Source organism: Rhodococcus sp. FG69 (assembly GCF_057808915.1).
The window spans coordinates 80249-98158 of sequence record NZ_JBMDIX010000019.1 but is presented as its reverse complement, the minus strand read 5'-3'; the positions used below and the strand labels follow the sequence as shown (position 1 = coordinate 98158).

Below are 17910 nucleotides of genomic sequence, written 5' to 3'. Positions count from 1 at the left end.
GAGATTACTCCCGACCTACAAGTCCTTTTCCTCTGGCGTGACCGTCTCGTCTTCGTCTGCAGCGGCGGCCGCGGCCGCGTAGGGGTCGGTGATCCGCCCACCGCTGGCGGCGGCGAGCAGCGGCAGGAGTTCGAAGCGAACCAACGGAAGCGACTTCTCGGATTTGTCGTCGAGCACGACCCGGGCCCATCGGCGATCGGGGAAGTGGATCCCGCGGACCTCGTCCCAGCGGACCGAGTCGGATCCGAAGACCCGACGCATTGCCAGTCCGTCGCGACCGATGACTGTGCGCACCCGGATAACCCAGACGGCGACGGCGATCGGAAGTACGAACAGCCATCCGAAAGCGGCGGGCCAGCTGATTGCGGGGAAGGCGACACCGAAGACGAGGAGGGCGACGCCGACCAGCGCTAGGCGCGGGAGACGGATGACCTGCGGCGACGGATCGGGCGTATGGGAGGATATGTCCGGTGGTTCGGACTGCTGCGAAGGTGACACCCCTTCATCTTCGCATTGCATCTACGCGATCTCACATAATGGGATTGCGTCGTGACGAGTTTGACTCTTCGCTATGCGCGCGCCTACCGTCGAGCGCGTGAAGCGAACATGGATACTCGTAATCGGCCGGCGCGTCGTCGCCTGAGCCGGTTCACTCCTACTCGCATCGACGCGCCACCCTCGTCCAGCCTCGGCTGACGGGGGTTTTTTCTTGCCCAGAGATCGCCCAGCAATTTCTTTCATACTGAGGAAGCATCAGTGAGCGCACCAACTGCACGCCCAGGGCCCACGACACGTAAGTCGGGGGCAGCCAACAGCTCGTCGGCGCCCGAAAACAACGGCGCCATCGACGGATCCCGACGTCACGTCGCCCCCGAGAAGGTGACCGGCGCACAATCCGTCGTTCGAGCACTCGAGGAACTCGACGTCGACACGGTATTCGGCATTCCGGGCGGCGCCGTGCTTCCGGTATACGACCCACTGTTCGATTCGAAGAAGGTTCGACACGTCCTCGTTCGCCACGAGCAGGGCGCGGGTCACGCTGCCACTGGATACGCGCAGGCCACCGGCCGCGTCGGCGTCTGCATGGCCACGTCCGGACCTGGTGCCACCAACCTGGTGACCCCGCTCGCCGACGCTCAGATGGACTCGGTCCCGGTCGTCGCGATCACCGGACAGGTCGCTCGCAGCCTCATCGGCACCGACGGCTTCCAGGAGGCCGATATCTCCGGCATCACCATGCCGGTGACAAAGCACAACTTCCTGATCACCGATGGGGCGGACATCCCGCGCATCATGGCCGAGGCGTTCTACATCGCGTCATCCGGTCGGCCCGGCGCTGTTCTCGTCGACATCCCGAAGGACGTCCTGCAGGCGCAGACCACGTTCTCGTGGCCGCCGGAGATGCGCCTCCCCGGGTACCGTCCGGTGACCAAACCGCACGGCAAGCAAGTCCGCGAAGCAGCCCGGTTCATCGCCGACTCCAAGCAGCCCGTCCTGTACGTCGGTGGCGGCGTCATCAAGGCGAACGCATCTGCCGAGTTGCTCGAACTGGCCGAACTGACCGGCATCCCGGTCGTCACCACGTTGATGGCGCGCGGTGCGTTCCCGGATACACACCAGCTGAATCTGGGCATGCCGGGAATGCACGGCACCGTTGCGGCTGTGGCTTCTCTCCAGCGGAGCGACCTGCTCATCACGCTGGGTGCACGATTCGACGACCGCGTCACCGGACAGCTGTCGTCGTTCGCGCCGAATGCCAAGGTCATCCACGCCGACATCGACCCTGCCGAGATCGGCAAGAACCGCTACGCCGACGTCCCGATCGTGGGCGACTGCAAAGAGGTCATCACCGAGCTCATCGAGGCGATCCGCGCCGATCAGGCAACCGGCACCACCCTCGAGCTCGAGGATTGGTGGCAGTACCTGGACGGGATTCGTAAGACCTACCCGCTCAGCTACGACCGTCCTAGCGACGGCAGCATGTCCCCGGAGTTCGTGATCTCCTCGGTCGGCAAGTTCGCCGGACCCGATGCGATCTATTGCGCAGGCGTCGGACAGCACCAGATGTGGGCTGCCCAGTTCATCAACTACGAGAAGCCGCGCACGTGGCTGAACTCGGGCGGACTCGGCACGATGGGCTATGCAGTTCCCGCAGCGATGGGTGCCAAGATGGGCCTTCCCGACGCCGAGGTCTGGGCCATCGACGGTGACGGCTGCTTCCAGATGACCAACCAGGAACTCGCGACGTGTGCAGTCGAGGGCATCCCGATCAAGGTTGCATTGATCAACAACGGCAACCTCGGCATGGTGCGTCAGTGGCAGACTCTGTTCTACGAAGAGCGCTACTCGAACACCAATCTGGGTACCCACGGCGCGCAGCGCATCCCGGACTTCGTCAAGCTGGCGGAAGCGCTTGGTTGTGTCGGAATTCGCTGCGAGCGTGAGGAAGATGTCGACGCTGTCATTGCCCAGGCACGTGCGATCAACGACCGCCCGGTCGTCATCGACTTCATCGTCGGCGCCGACGCCCAGGTGTGGCCGATGGTGGCTGCGGGTACCGGCAACGACGAGATCATGGCGGCGCGCGGGATCCGTCCGTTGTTCGACGAGGACGAAGCCTCCGTCGCGGAGCCGGCAATCATCCATGAGGCCATGGCGCGAGAACAAGCCCACGGCGACGCCCTGCACGCAGAAGTTCAGTCAACCGACGCGAAAGGCATCGACAAGTGAGCACGAGCCATACCCTCAGCGTTCTCGTCGAGGACAAGCCAGGTGTGCTGGCCCGCGTTGCCGCACTGTTCTCACGTCGCGGCTTCAACATCTCTTCGCTTGCGGTCGGGGGCACCGAGATTCCCGGGATTTCCCGCATGACGATCGTCGTGACCGTCGACGAGTTCCCGCTCGAGCAGGTGACGAAGCAGCTCAACAAGCTCATCAACGTCATCAAGATCGTCGAGCAGGACGACGACTCGTCGGTTGCGCGTGAGCTCCTGCTCATCAAGGTTCGTGCAGACTCGAGCGTGCGCAGCGAGGTCATCGAGACCGTCAACCTGTTCCGCGCCAAGGTGATCGACGTATCGCCCGAGGCTGTGACGGTCGAGGCGACGGGCACACGCTCGAAGCTCGATGCGTTGCTCAAGATGTTGGACCCCTATGGAATTCGAGAAATAGTTCAGTCGGGAGTCGTTGCCGTCGGACGTGGACCGAAATCGATCACAGCGTCGCGCTGAGCGGCGGAAGTGATATTCAGCGAAATCGAAGGAAAGGTTACAAACAGTGGCAGTCGAGATGTTCTACGACGACGATGCTGATCTGTCGATCATTCAGGGCCGCAAGGTCGCTGTGATCGGCTATGGAAGCCAGGGCCACGCGCACTCGCTGAGCCTGCGCGACTCCGGCGTCGATGTGCGCATCGGCCTGGCGGCTGGCTCGAAGTCTCGCGCCAAGGCGGAGGAGCAGGGCCTGAAGGTCGGCACTCCCGCCGAGGTGTCCGAGTGGGCCGACGTGATCATGGTGCTCGCACCTGACACCGCTCAGGCCAAGATCTTCTCCGAGGAGATCGAGCCCAACCTGAAGGACGGCGACGCGCTGTTCTTCGGCCACGGACTCAACATCCACTTCGACCTGATCAAGGCTCCCGAGTTCGTCACCGTCGGCATGGTCGCACCCAAGGGCCCCGGCCACCTCGTGCGTCGCCAGTTCGTCGACGGCAAGGGCGTCCCGGCGCTCATCGCCATCGACCAGGACCCGAAGGGTGAGGGCCAGGCGCTCGCACTGTCGTGGGCCAAGGGCATCGGCGGCACCCGCGCAGGCGTCATCAAGACCACGTTCAAGGAAGAAACCGAGACCGACCTCTTCGGCGAGCAGGCCGTGCTGTGCGGCGGCACCGAAGAGCTCGTCAAGACGGGCTTCGAGGTCATGGTCGAGGCGGGATACGCGCCCGAGATGGCGTACTTCGAGGTTCTGCACGAGCTCAAGCTGATTGTCGACCTGATGTACGAGGGCGGCATCGCTCGGATGAACTACTCGGTGTCCGACACCGCCGAGTTCGGTGGCTACCTTTCGGGACCGCGCGTCATCGACGCAGGCACCAAGGAGCGGATGAAGGCCATTCTGGCCGACATCCAGTCGGGTGAGTTCACCCGTCGCCTGGTCGCCAATGTCGAGAACGGCAACACCGAGCTCGAGGGACTCCGCAAGGCGAACGCCGAGCATCCTATCGAGGTCACCGGCAAGAAGCTGCGCGACCTGATGAGCTGGGTCGATCGGCCGATCACCGAAACCGCCTGACGTTCCGCTGCACATCGAGGGGCACCCGAAGCGCGTGTTCGACGCGCGTGCGGGTGCCTCTCGGTCGTCACCCCGCGAGGGTGGGAACCTGTTCCATCCGGCCGCACATCTAAACTCGACCGCACCGCAGACACAAAGCCCAGCTCGACCGACAGAAGTTTCCAACCGAAATAGGGGAGTTTTTCACGTGAGCCAGCCAGGCCGTCCTGTCGTACTGATCGCCGACAAACTTGCGCAGTCCACCGTCGAGGCACTCGGCGACGGCGTCGAGGTTCGTTGGGTCGACGGACCGGACCGCCCGGCTCTGCTCGCCGCGGTCCCCGAGGCCGACGCGATCCTCGTTCGATCCGCCACTACCGTGGACGCCGAGGTGCTCTCGGCCGGAACGAACCTGAAGATCGTCGCCCGTGCAGGCGTGGGCCTCGACAACGTCGATGTGCCCGCAGCCACCGAGCGCGGCGTTCTCGTCGTCAATGCTCCGACGTCCAACATCCACACCGCAGCCGAGCACGCGGTCACGTTGCTTCTTTCCGCAGCTCGCCAGATTCCGGCGGCGGACGCGACCCTGCGTCAGCACGAATGGAAGCGCAGCAAGTTCAACGGAGTGGAAATCTTCGGCAAGACCGTCGGCGTCGTCGGACTCGGCCGAATCGGTCAGCTGTTCGCGCAACGGCTGGCAGCCTTCGAAACCCACGTCATCGCGTACGACCCGTACGTCTCCGCTGCCCGCGCAGCCCAGCTGGGCATCGAGCTCGTCACCCTCGACGAGCTGCTCACGCGTGCAGACATGTTCTCCGTTCACCTGCCGAAGACACCCGAGACCAAGGGCATCATCGGCAAGGAAGCACTCGCCAAGACCAAGCCTGGTGTCATCGTCGTCAACGCTGCCCGCGGTGGACTCGTCGACGAGCAGGCGCTCGCCGACGCCATCACCAGTGGCCACGTCTTCGCTGCGGGCATCGACGTCTACGCGTCCGAGCCCTGCACCGACAGTCCGTTGTTCGAGTTGCCGCAGGTCGTCGTGACTCCGCACCTCGGCGCCTCGACCACCGAGGCGCAGGATCGCGCGGGCACCGACGTCGCCAAGTCGGTACTGCTGGCCCTCGCAGGTGAATTCGTTCCCGACGCTGTCAACGTCAAGGGCGGAGCCGTCGGCGAAGAGGTTTCGCCATGGCTCGAAATCGTTCGCAAGCAGGGCGTGCTGCTCGGTGCACTGTCCGAAGAGCTCCCTTCGTCACTGTCGGTGGATGTCCGCGGCGAACTCGCGGCAGAGGACGTCGAGATCTTGAAGCTTTCAGCGCTGCGCGGGCTGTTCTCCGCTGTCATCGAGGACTCGGTCACGTTCGTCAACGCCCCGTCGCTCGCCGAAGAACGAGGCGTCACAGCCGAGGTCACGAAGGCGTCCGAGAGCGAGAACCACCGCAGCGTCGTCGACATCCGCGCTGTCTACGGCGACGGAAGCGTCCTCAACGTCGCCGGAACGCTCACCGGTACTTCGCAGGTCGAGAAGATCGTCAACATCAACGGTCGCAACTTCGAACTCCGTGCCGAGGGCAAGAACCTCATCGTCAACTACGCCGACCAGCCGGGAAGCCTCGGCCGCATCGGTACGTTGCTCGGCGACGCCGGCATCGACATCCAAGCTGCCGCACTCAGCCAGGACTCGGAAGGCGACGGCGCGACGATCCTTCTTCGCGTCGACAAGGACGTGTCCCAGGAGCTCCGTGCAAGCATCGCCAGTGCAGTGGGCGCGTCGACGATCGAACTCGTCGACCTGTCCTGAGCTGTTCTGATCCGACACGTACCCGATTGCCCCGAAAGAACGAGGAGTCAATGAAGCTCGCCGTCATCGCCGGAGATGGAATAGGTCCCGAGGTTGTCGAACAAGCGCTGAAGGTGCTCGACGTCGTCGTGCCCGGTACCTCGAAGACCGAGTACGACCTCGGTGCTCGCCGGTACAACGCGACCGGTGAGCTTCTCCCGGATTCGGTGCTCGACGAACTTCGCGGGCACGACGCAATTCTCTTGGGCGCAATCGGTGATCCGTCGGTGCCCAGTGGCGTGCTCGAACGCGGTCTGCTGTTGCGGGCCCGTTTCGAGCTCGATCACCACATCAACCTGCGGCCGGCGAAGCTGTACCCGGGCGTGGTCGGTCCGCTCGACGGCAACAAGGCAATCGACGTCGTCGTGGTCCGCGAAGGAACCGAAGGTCCGTACACGGGCAACGGCGGTGCATTGCGGGTGAACACCCCGCACGAGGTTGCCACCGAGGTCAGCGTCAACACGCGCTACGGCGTCGAACGCGTCGTACGTGACGGGTTCGCCCGTGCACTCGGGCGTCGGAAGCACCTCACGTTGCTGCACAAGACCAACGTGCTGACCTTCGCCGGAAGCCTGTGGGCACGCACGGTCGAGGCGGTGTCCTCGGAGTTCCCCGACGTCGAGGTCGCCTACCAGCACATCGACGCGGCGATGATCCACCTCGTCACCGATCCGGGACGCTTCGATGTCATCGTCACCGACAACCTGTTCGGCGACATCGTGACCGACCTGTCGGCCGCCGTCAGTGGCGGAATCGGGCTCGCAGCCAGCGGAAACATCGACGCGACGAGGACGAACCCGTCCATGTTCGAGCCCGTTCACGGCAGTGCCCCCGACATCGCGGGACAGGGTAAGGCCGATCCGACGGCTGCAATCCTGTCGGTCTCGCTGCTCCTCGCTCACCTCGGCGATCATGCGAACTCCGAGCGAGTCGAAGCGGCCGTCGCCGCAGACCTCGCCTCGCGAGGGGCAGCAGCCGCAAGCACCTCGGAGGTCGGCGACCGAATCGCCGGGCGGTTGTAGTCAGGGCTCACTCTTTTTCGCACCGAATGTCCCATTCGGTCTCCACTCCGGAGACCGAATGGGACATTCGCTGTTTCTGGGGTGCCCACCGGTGACCGAATGAGTCGTTCGCTAGCGCCCCGGGTGACTGAACCAGACATTCGGTCCCGCCAAGTGACCGAATGGGACACTCGCACACTCAGAGTGACCGAGACAGACATTCGGTCCCGCCAGGTGACCGAAATAGACATTCGGTCACCGGGGGGCGGGGCCGAACCGACCCAGACCCAGAACGGCGACCTACTCGCTCGACTCGTGATCGTCAGGGATCACAGGTACGGACAGGGCAGGGAAGACGGCCGATATCAGGAATGCCAAGGGGAAGCTGACCGCTGCGAGGGCGCCGAAGGCGGGAGGTACCAGGGACGCAGCGATGAACTGCCCCGTGTTCTGGACGCCGAGAGCCCGACCGCTCCAGTACGGACCGGAGTACTCGGCGACGGCTGTGAACGCAAGCCCGTTCGGTGCGACGGTGACGATCGATGCGACCACGAGTAGGGCGACGGAGAGCGGTGAATCGAGCCAGTCCGTCAGTGCGAGGCCCAGCATACTGACTGCCGCGCTGGCAGCTACCCATCGCAGGGGCCGCATCCGGCTTGCGACGCGGTCGGACAGCGCGCCGATCCCCATCCGGCCGAGAGCCCCGAGGATCTGCGTGACGGTGACGAGTATGCCTGCCGATGCGGCCGACCATTCACGGTCGGACATCAGCCACACCAGTGCGTAGGTCCATACGACGTACTGGGGGACGACGAGCAGGACAGACGTCGAGTGGATTCGCCACAATTGACTGCTCGACCGATACGGGTTCGCGAGTAGACCCTTCTCTGCAGCTGCTGCCCGGCTCGGTCGTGGGGGATCGACGACGCCAAGGCACAGGAGACCTCCGGTGAGGCAGATGATCGCCGGGACGAGGAGGGCAGCAGAGACGCCGTGATCGCGTGCGATGGAGGGGATGGTCAGGGCGGCGATGGCGACGCCGAGCGGTACCGACATCTGGCGGATTCCCATTGCGAGGCCTCGTCGTTGCGGCGGAAACCAGCCGACGACCACTCGACCCGACGCGCTGTTCGCACTTGCGGCCGCCATGCCGCCCGCGAGGAGACAGAGGCCGAGAAGCACGAACGAGGTCGTGAATACGGCTGCGAAGCTGAAGAGTGCGGTGAGTCCGAGGCCGATCACCAACACCAGTCGTTCGCCGATGCGATCGACGAGTACACCCCAGGCAATGAGAGTCAGCATTATTCCGACTGTCGGCATCGCGACGAGTAGTCCTGCGCTGGCGAGGCTGAGGCCTCGGTCGTCGTGCAGTGCCGGAATGAGAAATGCTGCGCCGTTGATGAAGACCGCACCCGCCGTCTGCGCGAGCATGCCGAGTGCCAGCATGAACCATTTTCGCGACGTGCGTGTTCGATGATGGCGGTCGGTCGTGGTCATGTCCTATCCTCAAATCTCACTATATGGGCATCAAATCTTGCATCGTGAAACGATGAGTGGACTGTACACCCGTCGTGGCGGGGCTATCGGACGGGCGTGCCGACGCGCGGAGTAGTGGTCGATAGACTTTCGACATGCGTCTCGGTCGAATTGCAAGTCCTGATGGTGTGGCGTTCGTGAGTATCGAGGGAGAAGGTGAGCAGCAGACGGCCCGGGAGATCGCCGAACATCCTTTCGGCACACCGACCTTCACCGGTCGATCCTGGCCTCTCGCTGACGTGCGCCTGCTTGCGCCGATTCTGGCGAGCAAGATCATCGCCATCGGAAAGAACTACGCGGCACACGCGGCGGAGATGGGCGGAGAGGCGCCGAAGGATCCGGTCATCTTCATCAAGCCCAACACCTCGATCGTCGGTCCCGGTGCCCCGATCGTCCTGCCTCCTACATCCAGCGAGGTGCACTACGAGGGAGAACTCGCAGTCGTCATCGGTCGTCCCTGTAAGGACGTCCCTGCGGCCAAAGCTCTCGACGTAGTACTCGGCTACACGATCGCGAACGACGTCTCCGCGCGTGATCATCAGCGTCAGGACGGTCAGTGGACCAGGGCGAAAGGGCACGACACGTTCTGCCCGCTCGGACCCTGGATCGAAACCAAGCTCGATGCCTCCGACGTCGAGATAAAGACCGAGGTCGACGGTGCGGTCGCGCAGCGCAGCCGAACGTCTCTGCTTCTGCACGACATCCCGGAGATCATCGAATGGATCTCTGCGGTGATGACTTTGCTGCCGGGCGACGTGATCCTCACCGGGACGCCCGAGGGGGTCGGGCCGATCACCGCGGGACAGACGGTGTCGATCACCGTCGAGGGCATCGGTACCTTGACCAATCCTGTTGCCGCGAAAAGCTAGAGACCAATTCATCCCCTCGAACGTGAGCGAGCTATGACCTCCACCGAAGTACGTGTTCGATTCTGTCCGTCACCGACGGGCACGCCGCATGTCGGATTGATCCGAACCGCATTGTTCAACTGGGCGTTCGCCCGACACCACGGCGGAACCTTCGTCTTCCGCATCGAGGATACCGACGCTGCGCGCGATTCGGAGGAGTCGTACGCGTCGATTCTCGACGCGTTGCGGTGGCTCGGACTGTCCTGGGACGAAGGCCCGGAGGTCGGTGGGCCCTACGAACCGTACCGCCAGTCGCTCCGTCGTGATCAGCATCTCGAGGTTGTGCAGAAGCTGCTCGACGCTGGTGAGGCATACGAATCCTTCTCGACTCCTGAGGAGGTCGAGGCCAGGCACCTCGCTGCCGGCCGCGACCCGAAGTTGGGTTACGACAACTACGATCGGGATCTGACCGCGGATCAGAAGGCGGCGTTCCTGGCGGACGGACGTAAAGCCGTTGTGCGCCTTCGGATGCCGGACCACGATCTTTCGTGGGACGACCTCGTTCGTGGCGAGACGACTTTCAAGGCCGGGACAGTCCCTGACTTCGCGCTCACTCGTGGAAACGGAATTCCCCTGTATACCTTGGTCAATCCCGTGGACGATGCCTTGATGAAGATCACCCACGTGCTTCGCGGTGAGGACCTTCTGTCGTCGACTCCGCGTCAGCTCGCATTGTACGAAGCGCTCGAGCGGATCGGTGTCGCAGGCTTCACGCCGCAGTTCGGACACCTGCCGTTCGTGATGGGGCAGGGGAACAAGAAGCTCTCCAAGAGGGATCCCGAATCGAATCTGTTCATCCATCGCGACCGCGGCTTCGTTCCCGAGGGGCTTCTCAACTATCTTGCCCTTCTCGGATGGGGTATCTCGGACGATCACGACGTATTTTCTCTAGACGAGATGGTCGCCGCGTTCGACATCTCGAAAGTCAATTCGAATCCAGCGAGATTCGACCAGAAGAAGGCCGACGCGATCAATGCCGAGCACATCAGGCTTCTCGAGCCGGCCGACTTCGCTGCTCGTCTCCGCGCGTTCCTGACCGAACAGGGCCAGCTTCCCGCAGAGATCGACGATGCGCAGTTCGCCGTCGCGGCAGATCTGGTTCAGACGCGCATCGTCGTGCTGTCCGACGCGTGGGCACTGCTGAAATTCCTCTATGTCGCCGACGGGGAATTCGCGATCGATCCGGCTGCAGCTGCGAAGAACCTCGGTAACGATGCCGGACCGGTGCTCGACGCGACCATCGCTGCGCTCGAGGCGGTGCCCGAGTGGCGAACCGCAGCGTTGGAAGAGTCCTTGAAGGCGGCCCTGATCGACGGTCTCGAGCTCAAGCCTCGTAAGGCGTTCGCTCCGGTGCGGGTCGCGGTGACCGGATCTCACATCAGCCCCCCGCTCTACGAGTCGATGGAGTTGCTCGGGCGGGACACGACATTGGCACGACTCGCCGCTGCGCGCGCCACGGTCGGCCAGGCGTCGTGATCCCTTGAGCGCGGCCGGCCGGCTGGACCGGGTGCAACGCAAGCATCCGGTCCTCGGGTTTCCGCTGGCGGTGATCTACAAGTTCGTCGACGACCAAGGTGGATATCTTGCGGCCCTGATCGCGTACTACGCGTTCGTCTCTCTCTTTCCTCTGCTGTTGCTCGCATCGACCATTCTCGGGATCGTGCTTGCCGGTAACCCCGAGTTGCAGCAGCAAATCCTCGACTCCGCACTGAGTCAGATTCCGATCATCGGTTCCGATGTCGGCGAGCCCGACAAGATCGGTGGTGGGACACTCGGATTGGTCGTCGGTGTCCTCGGTTCGCTCTACGGTGGACTCGGAGTCGCGGTGGCCGTCCAGAACGCGATGAACACCGCGTGGGCGGTCCCCAAGAATCTTCGTCCCGATCCGATCTTTGCGCGTGTTCGGGGATTGGCTCTGCTCAGCACTGTCGGAGTTGCGGTCCTTGCGATCACGGCCGTGAACGTCGCGAGCTCCGCCGGATATTTCGGAGCCGTCAGTGGCGCCGTGGTTCTCGTCGCAGTGGTCGTTCTGAACGTCATCGTATTCACCGTCGCCTTCCGGCTCGCCACCGCGCGAGCGCTCTCGGTAGCCGACGTGCTCCCCGGGGCGGTCGTGGCCGGTGTCATCTGGCAGCTGTTGCAGACGTTCGGCGGCGTCTACATCAAGTACGTCGTCTCGCGGGCCTCGATCACCAACGGGGTGTTCGCCGTCGTCCTCGGTCTGCTTGCATTCATGTACATCGCAGCCGCCCTCGTCGTGATTTCAGTCGAGATCAACGTGGTTCGTGTCGACAAGTTGTATCCGCGTGCCCTTCTGACGCCGTTCACCGACGACGTACAGCTGACCGAGGGGGACAGGCTGACCTATACAGGGCAGGCCGAAGCACAGCGGAGCAAGGGATTCGAGGAGATCGACGTGACGTTCGACGGTCCCCGCGGCGAGGATCAATCCGGCTCGGCATAACACTCTCTGATCGCGACATCCATGGGGAATCGAACCTCCGTGTCGCCGAACAACAACCGCGTCGCGGTCTCGGCGGCCTCGATGACGAGGCGGGCTGCCGTGTCGGGTTCGCGGCTGTGGACGACGACCTCGTCGTGTTGGAAGAACACCAGTTCGCCGGAACCGGCGTTCTCGGCCAACCGACGGCGCAGGTCTGCCAGCAAGCACAGTGCCCATTCGGAGGCGGTCGCCTGAACGACGAAGTTCCGAGTGAAGCGCCCGCGGGCGTGTGCGTCGCCGTGCGACCACCAGGCTTCGTCAGGGGGAGGGCAGGCGCGACCCAGTAGCGAACGAACCACCTCGCCGCGCTCGCCGGCTCGTGCCGCCTTCTCCACGAATTCGACTGCGTCGGGAAAGCGACGGCGCAGCAGAACCAGCAGCGACCGCGCCTCACCCGCGGTAGCCCCGTACAGCACTCCCAGCACCGCTACCTTTGCCTTCGCTCGGTCCCCGTCGAACGCTGCCGCCGCAACGGGTGCGTAGAGATCGTCGGATCCCGCCGCTTCCATCATTTTTCGGTCCCTCGACATCGCGGCCAGAATTCGTGGTTCCAGCTGGCCGGCATCGGCAATCACAAGCTGGTGTCCTGGGTCTGCGATGATACTGCTACGCAACGGTTTCGGTATTTGCAGGGCTCCACCTCCGCGGCTGGACCACCGACCGGACACCACACCGCCTGGAACGTACACCGGACGGAATCTGTCTCCGCGCACCCAGGTGTCGGCCCATGCCCAGCCGTTGGTGCTGAACAACTTCGACAGGTCTCGGTGGCGGAGGAGGAGCGGAGCGGCTGGATGGTCGATGTCGCGAAGCACGTGTGCCCGCGTCGATGTCAGTTCGATACCTGCTCGGGCGAACGCGGACACGACTTCCACCGGTGAGCTCGGATTCACGCGTCGCCCGAACGCGTCGCCGACCGCTGCTTCCAGTGCCGTCAATTCAGGTGGAAGGTGGCCTTCGATGGGTCGGCTGCCAAGTGCTTTCTCGAGATAGTTCTCGTGCGCAGCGGCGGAAAAAGGGAGCCCGTCGAAGCTCATCTCTGCGGCGGCAAGGCCACCCGCGGACTCGGCGGCGGTCAGCAGTCGCAGGTCGCTGGAATCGCCGATTGTCTGCAACTGAGTGCGATGCCAGGTGACCACCGAGTCCGAACTCGGATGCTGATAGGCGTCGAACAGCCCCGGCCGATCGTCGACGGTGGTCTGTCCTGGTACGTACGTCTCACCTCGGCGCATTCGGAGAATGGCCTCGGTCAACGACAGGTCGTGGCATCTGGCTACCCGGACATCCGCGCGCAGAAGCGTCGGATAGGTGCGGGCGGCGCTCTCCCACACCCATCTGGGCTGCTCGCTCCGTTCGATCCGAGAGACAGTCTCCGCGAGATCCGAGCACTCGATGGTCGGTCCCGAGGGAACCCCGTCCTCGGTGGTGGGGAAGAGGAACGTCGACGCATCCGTGGGCGCCACCACCATCCTCATCGGGTCGAACTCGCAGTTCTCATCGCACTCGAGTCTGCGCTGACCACGTCGGACCGTCGCCGGCAGGGTCGATCGCTACCACTGAGCTCGAATCGAGGTCCCTGACCTGGCGATTTGGAGAAACACCACTGTCCTTTGATAGTCTCTATCCCGGCTCGAAACGCGGTGCACATCGACAAGATGCGGATCAGCGCCAAGGTCATTGGGGTATGGTGTAATTGGCAACACAGCGGTTTCTGGTACCGCCATTCTAGGTTCGAGTCCTGGTACCCCAGCAAACGTTCGGAGACGATTTGGTCGCCGAGCGTCAGCCGGTTAAGCTGGCTGAGCTTTCAACTGGTTCGCCTTGGTTGTAAGTATGCAGTATCTGAAAGTTCCTGGCCCCGTCGTCTAGCGGCCTAGGACGCCGCCCTCTCAAGGCGGTAGCGCGGGTTCGAATCCCGTCGGGGCTACAAGAATGAAAAATACCCTCTCATCGCGTGCGATGAGAGGGTATTTTTTTTGCTCGATCCTTGCCGAAAAATGTCAGACGCTCTTGCGGCGGAACATCTTCTGATGATCTGCAGGACCGTGTGCATTGTTGATCTTGGAGCCGCTGTCCTTGTGATCGGTGGACAGGGTCGACTTATGGTTCTTCTTCTCGAGTGCCTCACGAAACTTCTTCTTGAGATCTTCATTGGTCGATTCGGACATGATCGCTCCTCGCACGTCGGTGACGATTGAAACGTACCGCACCTGTGACGTCGTGCTCACCCGATTTTTCCGCGCGAGCGGGCCGGAGTGGTCACAAGTACGTTGCCGTAGTCCCGCCGAGTGGCATGGCAGGAAGCCCGAGCTTGCGGTGATCCCATGATCGGACGCGATCGACGGCTATGCGCACCGCAATGCGCTTGTTCATCATCTGATCGACGAGTGGCGCTACGTCGTCGGAGTACGGCCCTGTGTAGCGCTCCCACACGCTGATGCCGACCCGTCTGATCGACGCTGGATCGTCGACGATCTCGGCCCGCCCCTCGATCGACACTCCTCGGAGCGTCTCGTAGGTGAGACCGTCTTCCACGAGAATCGTCACCCTGGAGTCTCGGCGGAGGTTGACAGCCTTCTGAGATTTCGACTTCGTCTCGAACCACACGTCCCCGTCGATCAGGGCGTACCACATGGCGACCAGGTGAGGTCTCCCGTCGCGGCCGATCGTGGCGAGGTTGGCGATGCGAGAGCGCTCGAGAAACGTGGCGGTCTCGGATTCTGACATCGTGATCTGTGCACGCTGATTGTTACCCACGCTGTCCTATGTAGCAGACGTTACCGCCGAGACACCGTGTTTCGGCAAGAGTCGCTACAAACGTTTGTGTATCGCATCCGCCGCAGCGAGGAGGTCGGCGGCCCATCGTGCGCCTGGGCGCCTGCCGATTCGGTCGATCGGACCCGAGACGGACACGGCCGCAACCACGTTACCGGCGCCGTCCCTGACCGGCGCAGCGACGCTTGCGACGCCAGGCTCCCGTTCACCTGCACTCTGGGCCCATCCGCGCCTGCGTACTTCGGCGAGAACCCGCTCGCCGAATTCCGCGTCGGGGAGCACCGCGCGCTGAGTCTGTGCATCGGCCCACGCGAGCAGAACCTTTGCGCCGGAGCCTGCGGTCATGGGCAATCGCGCACCGACGAGGACCGTGTCGCGCAGTCCTGTCGGTGGTTCCATCGAGGCCACGCACACGCGTACGGTCCCCTCGCAGCGGTAGACCTGCACGCTTTCGCCGGTGATTTCACGAAGGCGAGGAAGTACGGCCGCTGCGGCATCGATCAATGTGTCCGCTGCGGTGGCGGCGAGTTCGGCAAGCCCCGGGCCGGGTCGCCACAGTCCGTTCGAATCGCGGGTCAGCAGGCGGTGAATCTCGAGGCCGACAGCGAGGCGGTGCGCGGTTGCTCTCGGAAGCCCGGTGCGAGTGCAGAGATCGCTGAGCGTGCAGGGCTCCTCGGCCACCGCGTGCAGAACACCCATCGCTTTGTCGAGAACACCGATGCCGCTATGCTGTCTCATAGGTCGATATTATCGTCTCGCATAGTGGGAAGTCACCACCGGGTCGAGTTTGGATATGTCGACACGGAATAAGCGACGTGGGCCAGCCGAACAGTCCACCGGCGCGACGCACTCGAGGAATGGTTGGTGTTCTTATGGCCGGCACAGCACGCACACTGGCAGAGAAAGTCTGGGATCAGCATGTCGTCGTTCGCGGCGGTGGCGAGGGCGGTTCGCGTGAACCCGACTTGATCTACATCGACTTGCATTTGGTTCACGAGGTCACCAGTCCACAGGCTTTCGACGGTCTGCGTCTGGCGAACCGCCCGTTGCGTAGGCCCGATCTGACCATCGCGACCGAGGATCACAACGTACCGACGGCGGACATTTTTTCGCCGATCAAGGACCTGGTGTCTCGTACGCAGGTGGACACGTTGCGCCGCAACTGTGAGGAGTTCGGTGTTCGGCTCTATCCGATGGGTGATCTGGATCAGGGCATCGTGCACATCATCGGCCCCCAATTGGGGCTGACGCAGCCCGGGATGACGGTGGTGTGCGGCGACAGTCATACCTCGACCCACGGCGCGTTCGGCGCGATCGCGATGGGTATCGGTACCAGCGAGGTCGAACATGTCATGGCTACTCAGACACTGTCACTGCGACCCTTCAAGACGATGGCCATCACGGTCGACGGTGAGCTGGCTCCCGGAGTTACGAGCAAGGATCTGATTCTCGCGGTGATCGCGAAGATCGGCACCGGTGGCGGTCAGGGATACGTTCTCGAGTACCGCGGCGAAGCCATCAGAAAGCTGTCGATGGAAGCTCGAATGACCATCTGCAACATGTCGATCGAGGCGGGCGCCCGCGCCGGGATGATCGCCCCGGACGAGATCACCTACGAGTACATCAAGGGCCGTCCCCATGCGCCACAAGGTAGCGACTGGGATGCTGCGGTTGCGGCATGGGAGGAATTGAAGACCGATCCGGATGCCGTCTTCGACAACGAAGTACATATCGACGCTTCCTCGCTCACTCCGTTCGTCACCTGGGGAACCAATCCCGGCCAAGGGGCCCCGCTCGGAGATCGAGTGCCCGATCCGGCCACGATGGTCGACGAGAGCGAGAAGCTCGCCGCCGAGAAGGCCTTGCAGTACATGGGACTGGAGGCGAATACGCCGCTTCGCGAGGTATCCGTCGACACGGTGTTCGTCGGATCGTGCACCAACGGTCGAATCGAAGATCTCCGCGCCGTGGCCGAGGTGCTCGACGGCCGCACCGTCGCGAACAGTGTCCGAATGTTGATCGTCCCGGGTTCGATGCGTGTGCGAGCGCAGGCCGAGAAGGAGGGTCTGGGCGAGATTTTCACGGCCGCCGGCGCAGAATGGCGTCAGGCCGGGTGTTCGATGTGCCTCGGTATGAATCCCGATCAGCTCGCTGTCGGGGAGAGGTCGGCGTCGACGTCGAACCGGAACTTCGAGGGGCGCCAGGGCAAGGGCAGCCGGACTCATCTGGTTTCACCGTTGGTGGCGGCCGCTACTGCGGTGCGCGGAACGTTGTCGTCCCCAGCAGATCTTGACTAGACCAATTTCTGGAAGCTGTACCGATACCCGCCGAACGTAGGAGAATATTTCGATGGAAGCCTTTACCCGGCATAAAGGAATCGGCGTCCCGCTGCGGCGGTCCAATGTCGATACCGATCAGATCATTCCCTCTGTCTATCTGAAGAGGGTGACGCGCACGGGATTCGAGGATGGACTCTTCGCCGAGTGGCGCAACGATTCCGATTTCGTCCTCAACGTCGCGCCGTACGACAAAGGTTCGGTACTCGTTGCCGGTCCCGATTTCGGAACCGGGTCCTCCCGGGAGCATGCGGTGTGGGCGCTATCGGACTTCGGTTTTCGCGTTGTCATCGCCTCCCGGTTCGCCGACATCTTCCGGGGGAACGCCGGAAAAGCCGGTCTGCTGGCGGCCGAAGTCGATCAAAGTGACGTCGAATTGATCTGGAAGGCTCTCGAGGAACAGCCAGGTTTGGAAATTCTCGTCGACCTGGAGGCGAAGACGGTGACGGCTGGAACCTTGGTGGTGCGCTTCGCCATTGACGACTACACCAGGTGGCGGCTGCTGGAAGGTCTGGACGACATCGGATTGACATTACGCCAGGTAGAGGCCATTGCGGAGTACGAAAAGTCAAGGCCGTCATGGAAACCTGCAACCCTCCCCGAGCGCATCGAGGAGCCCTCGGAGGGGTAGCAATTTCGTCCTCCGACACGCATTGTGGCGCTAAATCATTCCGCCACGCCGAATGAGAATTGGCGTGGCTCATAGACTCTTGACGTCTTGGGGTTTACCGTTGTAGTA

The 17910-nt window shown here is 63.1% G+C and carries 16 protein-coding genes and 2 tRNA genes; 12 read left to right on the top strand and 6 right to left on the bottom strand.

The genetic code is table 11. From position 1 onward, the window contains the following. Window positions 1-15: 15 nt before the first annotated feature. Window positions 16-498 (bottom strand): PH domain-containing protein, encoded by a 483-nt coding sequence (locus tag ACODSO_RS16480; RefSeq protein ID WP_489037862.1) that lies wholly within the window; start codon window positions 496-498, stop codon window positions 16-18. Between the two features lie 258 nt (window positions 499-756). Between ACODSO_RS16480 and ACODSO_RS16475 the strand changes: the two genes are divergently transcribed. The 5 genes from ACODSO_RS16475 (at window position 757) to ACODSO_RS16455 (ending at window position 7134) form a co-directional block, all read left to right on the top strand. Continuing rightward, window positions 757-2730, top strand: coding sequence for an acetolactate synthase large subunit (locus ACODSO_RS16475; RefSeq protein ID WP_489037861.1), 1974 nt, complete (start codon window positions 757-759; stop codon window positions 2728-2730). Next, complete coding sequence (ilvN, locus tag ACODSO_RS16470; protein WP_068376145.1) at window positions 2727-3230, top strand: acetolactate synthase small subunit; 504 nt, start codon at window positions 2727-2729, stop codon at window positions 3228-3230. Before ACODSO_RS16475 ends, ilvN begins: the two co-directional genes overlap by 4 nt. Before the next feature lie 58 nt (window positions 3231-3288). Next, window positions 3289-4290 (top strand): ketol-acid reductoisomerase, encoded by a 1002-nt coding sequence (gene ilvC / locus ACODSO_RS16465; RefSeq protein WP_170944858.1) that lies wholly within the window; start codon window positions 3289-3291, stop codon window positions 4288-4290. A 187-nt stretch (window positions 4291-4477) separates the two neighbouring features. Continuing rightward, window positions 4478-6073: a phosphoglycerate dehydrogenase gene (serA, locus tag ACODSO_RS16460; protein WP_489037860.1), complete on the top strand. Its 1596-nt coding sequence runs from the start codon at window positions 4478-4480 to the stop codon at window positions 6071-6073. 50 nt (window positions 6074-6123) lie between these two features. Next, on the top strand, window positions 6124-7134 hold the full coding sequence (locus ACODSO_RS16455; protein WP_489037859.1) for a 3-isopropylmalate dehydrogenase: 1011 nt from the start codon (window positions 6124-6126) through the stop codon (window positions 7132-7134). 279 nt (window positions 7135-7413) lie between these two features. Here the strand turns inward: ACODSO_RS16455 and ACODSO_RS16450 are convergent, their stop codons facing one another. Beyond that, the gene (locus ACODSO_RS16450) at window positions 7414-8610 is read right to left on the bottom strand and encodes an MFS transporter (protein ID WP_489037857.1); all 1197 of its coding nucleotides are present in this window, start codon (window positions 8608-8610) and stop codon (window positions 7414-7416) included. Between the two features lie 134 nt (window positions 8611-8744). Here ACODSO_RS16450 and ACODSO_RS16445 point away from each other — a divergent pair, with 134 nt between their 5' ends. From ACODSO_RS16445 to ACODSO_RS16435, 3 genes are read left to right on the top strand one after another with little or no spacing between them, the layout of a single operon-like run. Beyond that, on the top strand, window positions 8745-9518 hold the full coding sequence (locus ACODSO_RS16445; protein ID WP_489037856.1) for a fumarylacetoacetate hydrolase family protein: 774 nt from the start codon (window positions 8745-8747) through the stop codon (window positions 9516-9518). A gap of 33 nt (window positions 9519-9551) precedes the next feature. Beyond that, a complete protein-coding gene (gene gltX, locus ACODSO_RS16440; RefSeq protein WP_489037855.1) occupies window positions 9552-11033 on the top strand; it encodes a glutamate--tRNA ligase in 1482 nt (493 codons plus the stop codon). Between the two features lie 4 nt (window positions 11034-11037). Further along, on the top strand, window positions 11038-12021 hold the full coding sequence (locus ACODSO_RS16435; protein ID WP_489037853.1) for a YihY/virulence factor BrkB family protein: 984 nt from the start codon (window positions 11038-11040) through the stop codon (window positions 12019-12021). Here the strand turns inward: ACODSO_RS16435 and ACODSO_RS16430 are convergent. Next, window positions 12003-13535, bottom strand: coding sequence for a bifunctional 3'-5' exonuclease/DNA polymerase (locus ACODSO_RS16430; RefSeq protein WP_489037851.1), 1533 nt, complete (start codon window positions 13533-13535; stop codon window positions 12003-12005). The two genes, ACODSO_RS16435 and ACODSO_RS16430, sit on opposite strands and share 19 nt — an antisense overlap. A gap of 203 nt (window positions 13536-13738) precedes the next feature. Between ACODSO_RS16430 and ACODSO_RS16425 the strand changes: the two genes are divergently transcribed. Further along, a tRNA-Gln gene (locus ACODSO_RS16425) sits at window positions 13739-13810 on the top strand. Window positions 13811-13914: 104 nt separating this feature from the next. Then, a tRNA-Glu gene (locus ACODSO_RS16420) sits at window positions 13915-13987 on the top strand. Between the two features lie 73 nt (window positions 13988-14060). On the opposite strand, the gene ACODSO_RS16415 is transcribed toward ACODSO_RS16420, so the two are convergent. The 3 genes from ACODSO_RS16415 to ACODSO_RS16405 all read right to left on the bottom strand — a co-directional run bounded on the left by ACODSO_RS16415 (window position 14061) and on the right by ACODSO_RS16405 (window position 15573). Next, the gene (locus ACODSO_RS16415; protein WP_489037849.1) at window positions 14061-14228 is read right to left on the bottom strand and encodes a DUF5302 domain-containing protein; all 168 of its coding nucleotides are present in this window, start codon (window positions 14226-14228) and stop codon (window positions 14061-14063) included. Between the two features lie 91 nt (window positions 14229-14319). Then, entirely contained in the window at window positions 14320-14817 is a 498-nt protein-coding gene (locus tag ACODSO_RS16410) for a pyridoxamine 5'-phosphate oxidase family protein (protein ID WP_489037847.1), read from the bottom strand. A 54-nt stretch (window positions 14818-14871) separates the two neighbouring features. Further along, window positions 14872-15573 (bottom strand): IclR family transcriptional regulator, encoded by a 702-nt coding sequence (locus ACODSO_RS16405; RefSeq protein ID WP_489037845.1) that lies wholly within the window; start codon window positions 15571-15573, stop codon window positions 14872-14874. A 134-nt stretch (window positions 15574-15707) separates the two neighbouring features. Here ACODSO_RS16405 and leuC point away from each other — a divergent pair, with 134 nt between their 5' ends. Together leuC and leuD are read left to right on the top strand one after the other, a co-directional pair. After that, window positions 15708-17132: a 3-isopropylmalate dehydratase large subunit gene (gene leuC / locus ACODSO_RS16400; RefSeq protein ID WP_489037843.1), complete on the top strand. Its 1425-nt coding sequence runs from the start codon at window positions 15708-15710 to the stop codon at window positions 17130-17132. A 52-nt stretch (window positions 17133-17184) separates the two neighbouring features. Further along, complete coding sequence (gene leuD / locus ACODSO_RS16395) at window positions 17185-17802, top strand: 3-isopropylmalate dehydratase small subunit (RefSeq protein ID WP_489037840.1); 618 nt, start codon at window positions 17185-17187, stop codon at window positions 17800-17802. The last annotated feature ends 108 nt before the right edge of the window (window positions 17803-17910 follow it).

What these genes read in the sequence shown, in the direction of transcription:
- gltX (WP_489037855.1), top strand. Translation starts at nt 9,552, where the DNA reads ATGACCTCCACCGAAGTACGTGTTCGATTCTGTCCGTCACCGACGGGC.
- leuD (WP_489037840.1), top strand. Translation starts at nt 17,185, where the DNA reads ATGGAAGCCTTTACCCGGCATAAAGGAATCGGCGTCCCGCTGCGGCGG.
- ACODSO_RS16405 (WP_489037845.1), bottom strand. Translation starts at nt 15,573, where the DNA reads ATGAGACAGCATAGCGGCATCGGTGTTCTCGACAAAGCGATGGGTGTT.
- ACODSO_RS16455 (WP_489037859.1), top strand. Translation starts at nt 6,124, where the DNA reads ATGAAGCTCGCCGTCATCGCCGGAGATGGAATAGGTCCCGAGGTTGTC.
- ACODSO_RS16445 (WP_489037856.1), top strand. Translation starts at nt 8,745, where the DNA reads ATGCGTCTCGGTCGAATTGCAAGTCCTGATGGTGTGGCGTTCGTGAGT.
- leuC (WP_489037843.1), top strand. Translation starts at nt 15,708, where the DNA reads ATGGCCGGCACAGCACGCACACTGGCAGAGAAAGTCTGGGATCAGCAT.
- ACODSO_RS16450 (WP_489037857.1), bottom strand. Translation starts at nt 8,610, where the DNA reads ATGACCACGACCGACCGCCATCATCGAACACGCACGTCGCGAAAATGG.
- ilvC (WP_170944858.1), top strand. Translation starts at nt 3,289, where the DNA reads ATGTTCTACGACGACGATGCTGATCTGTCGATCATTCAGGGCCGCAAG.
- ACODSO_RS16430 (WP_489037851.1), bottom strand. Translation starts at nt 13,535, where the DNA reads ATGAGGATGGTGGTGGCGCCCACGGATGCGTCGACGTTCCTCTTCCCC.
- ACODSO_RS16415 (WP_489037849.1), bottom strand. Translation starts at nt 14,228, where the DNA reads ATGTCCGAATCGACCAATGAAGATCTCAAGAAGAAGTTTCGTGAGGCA.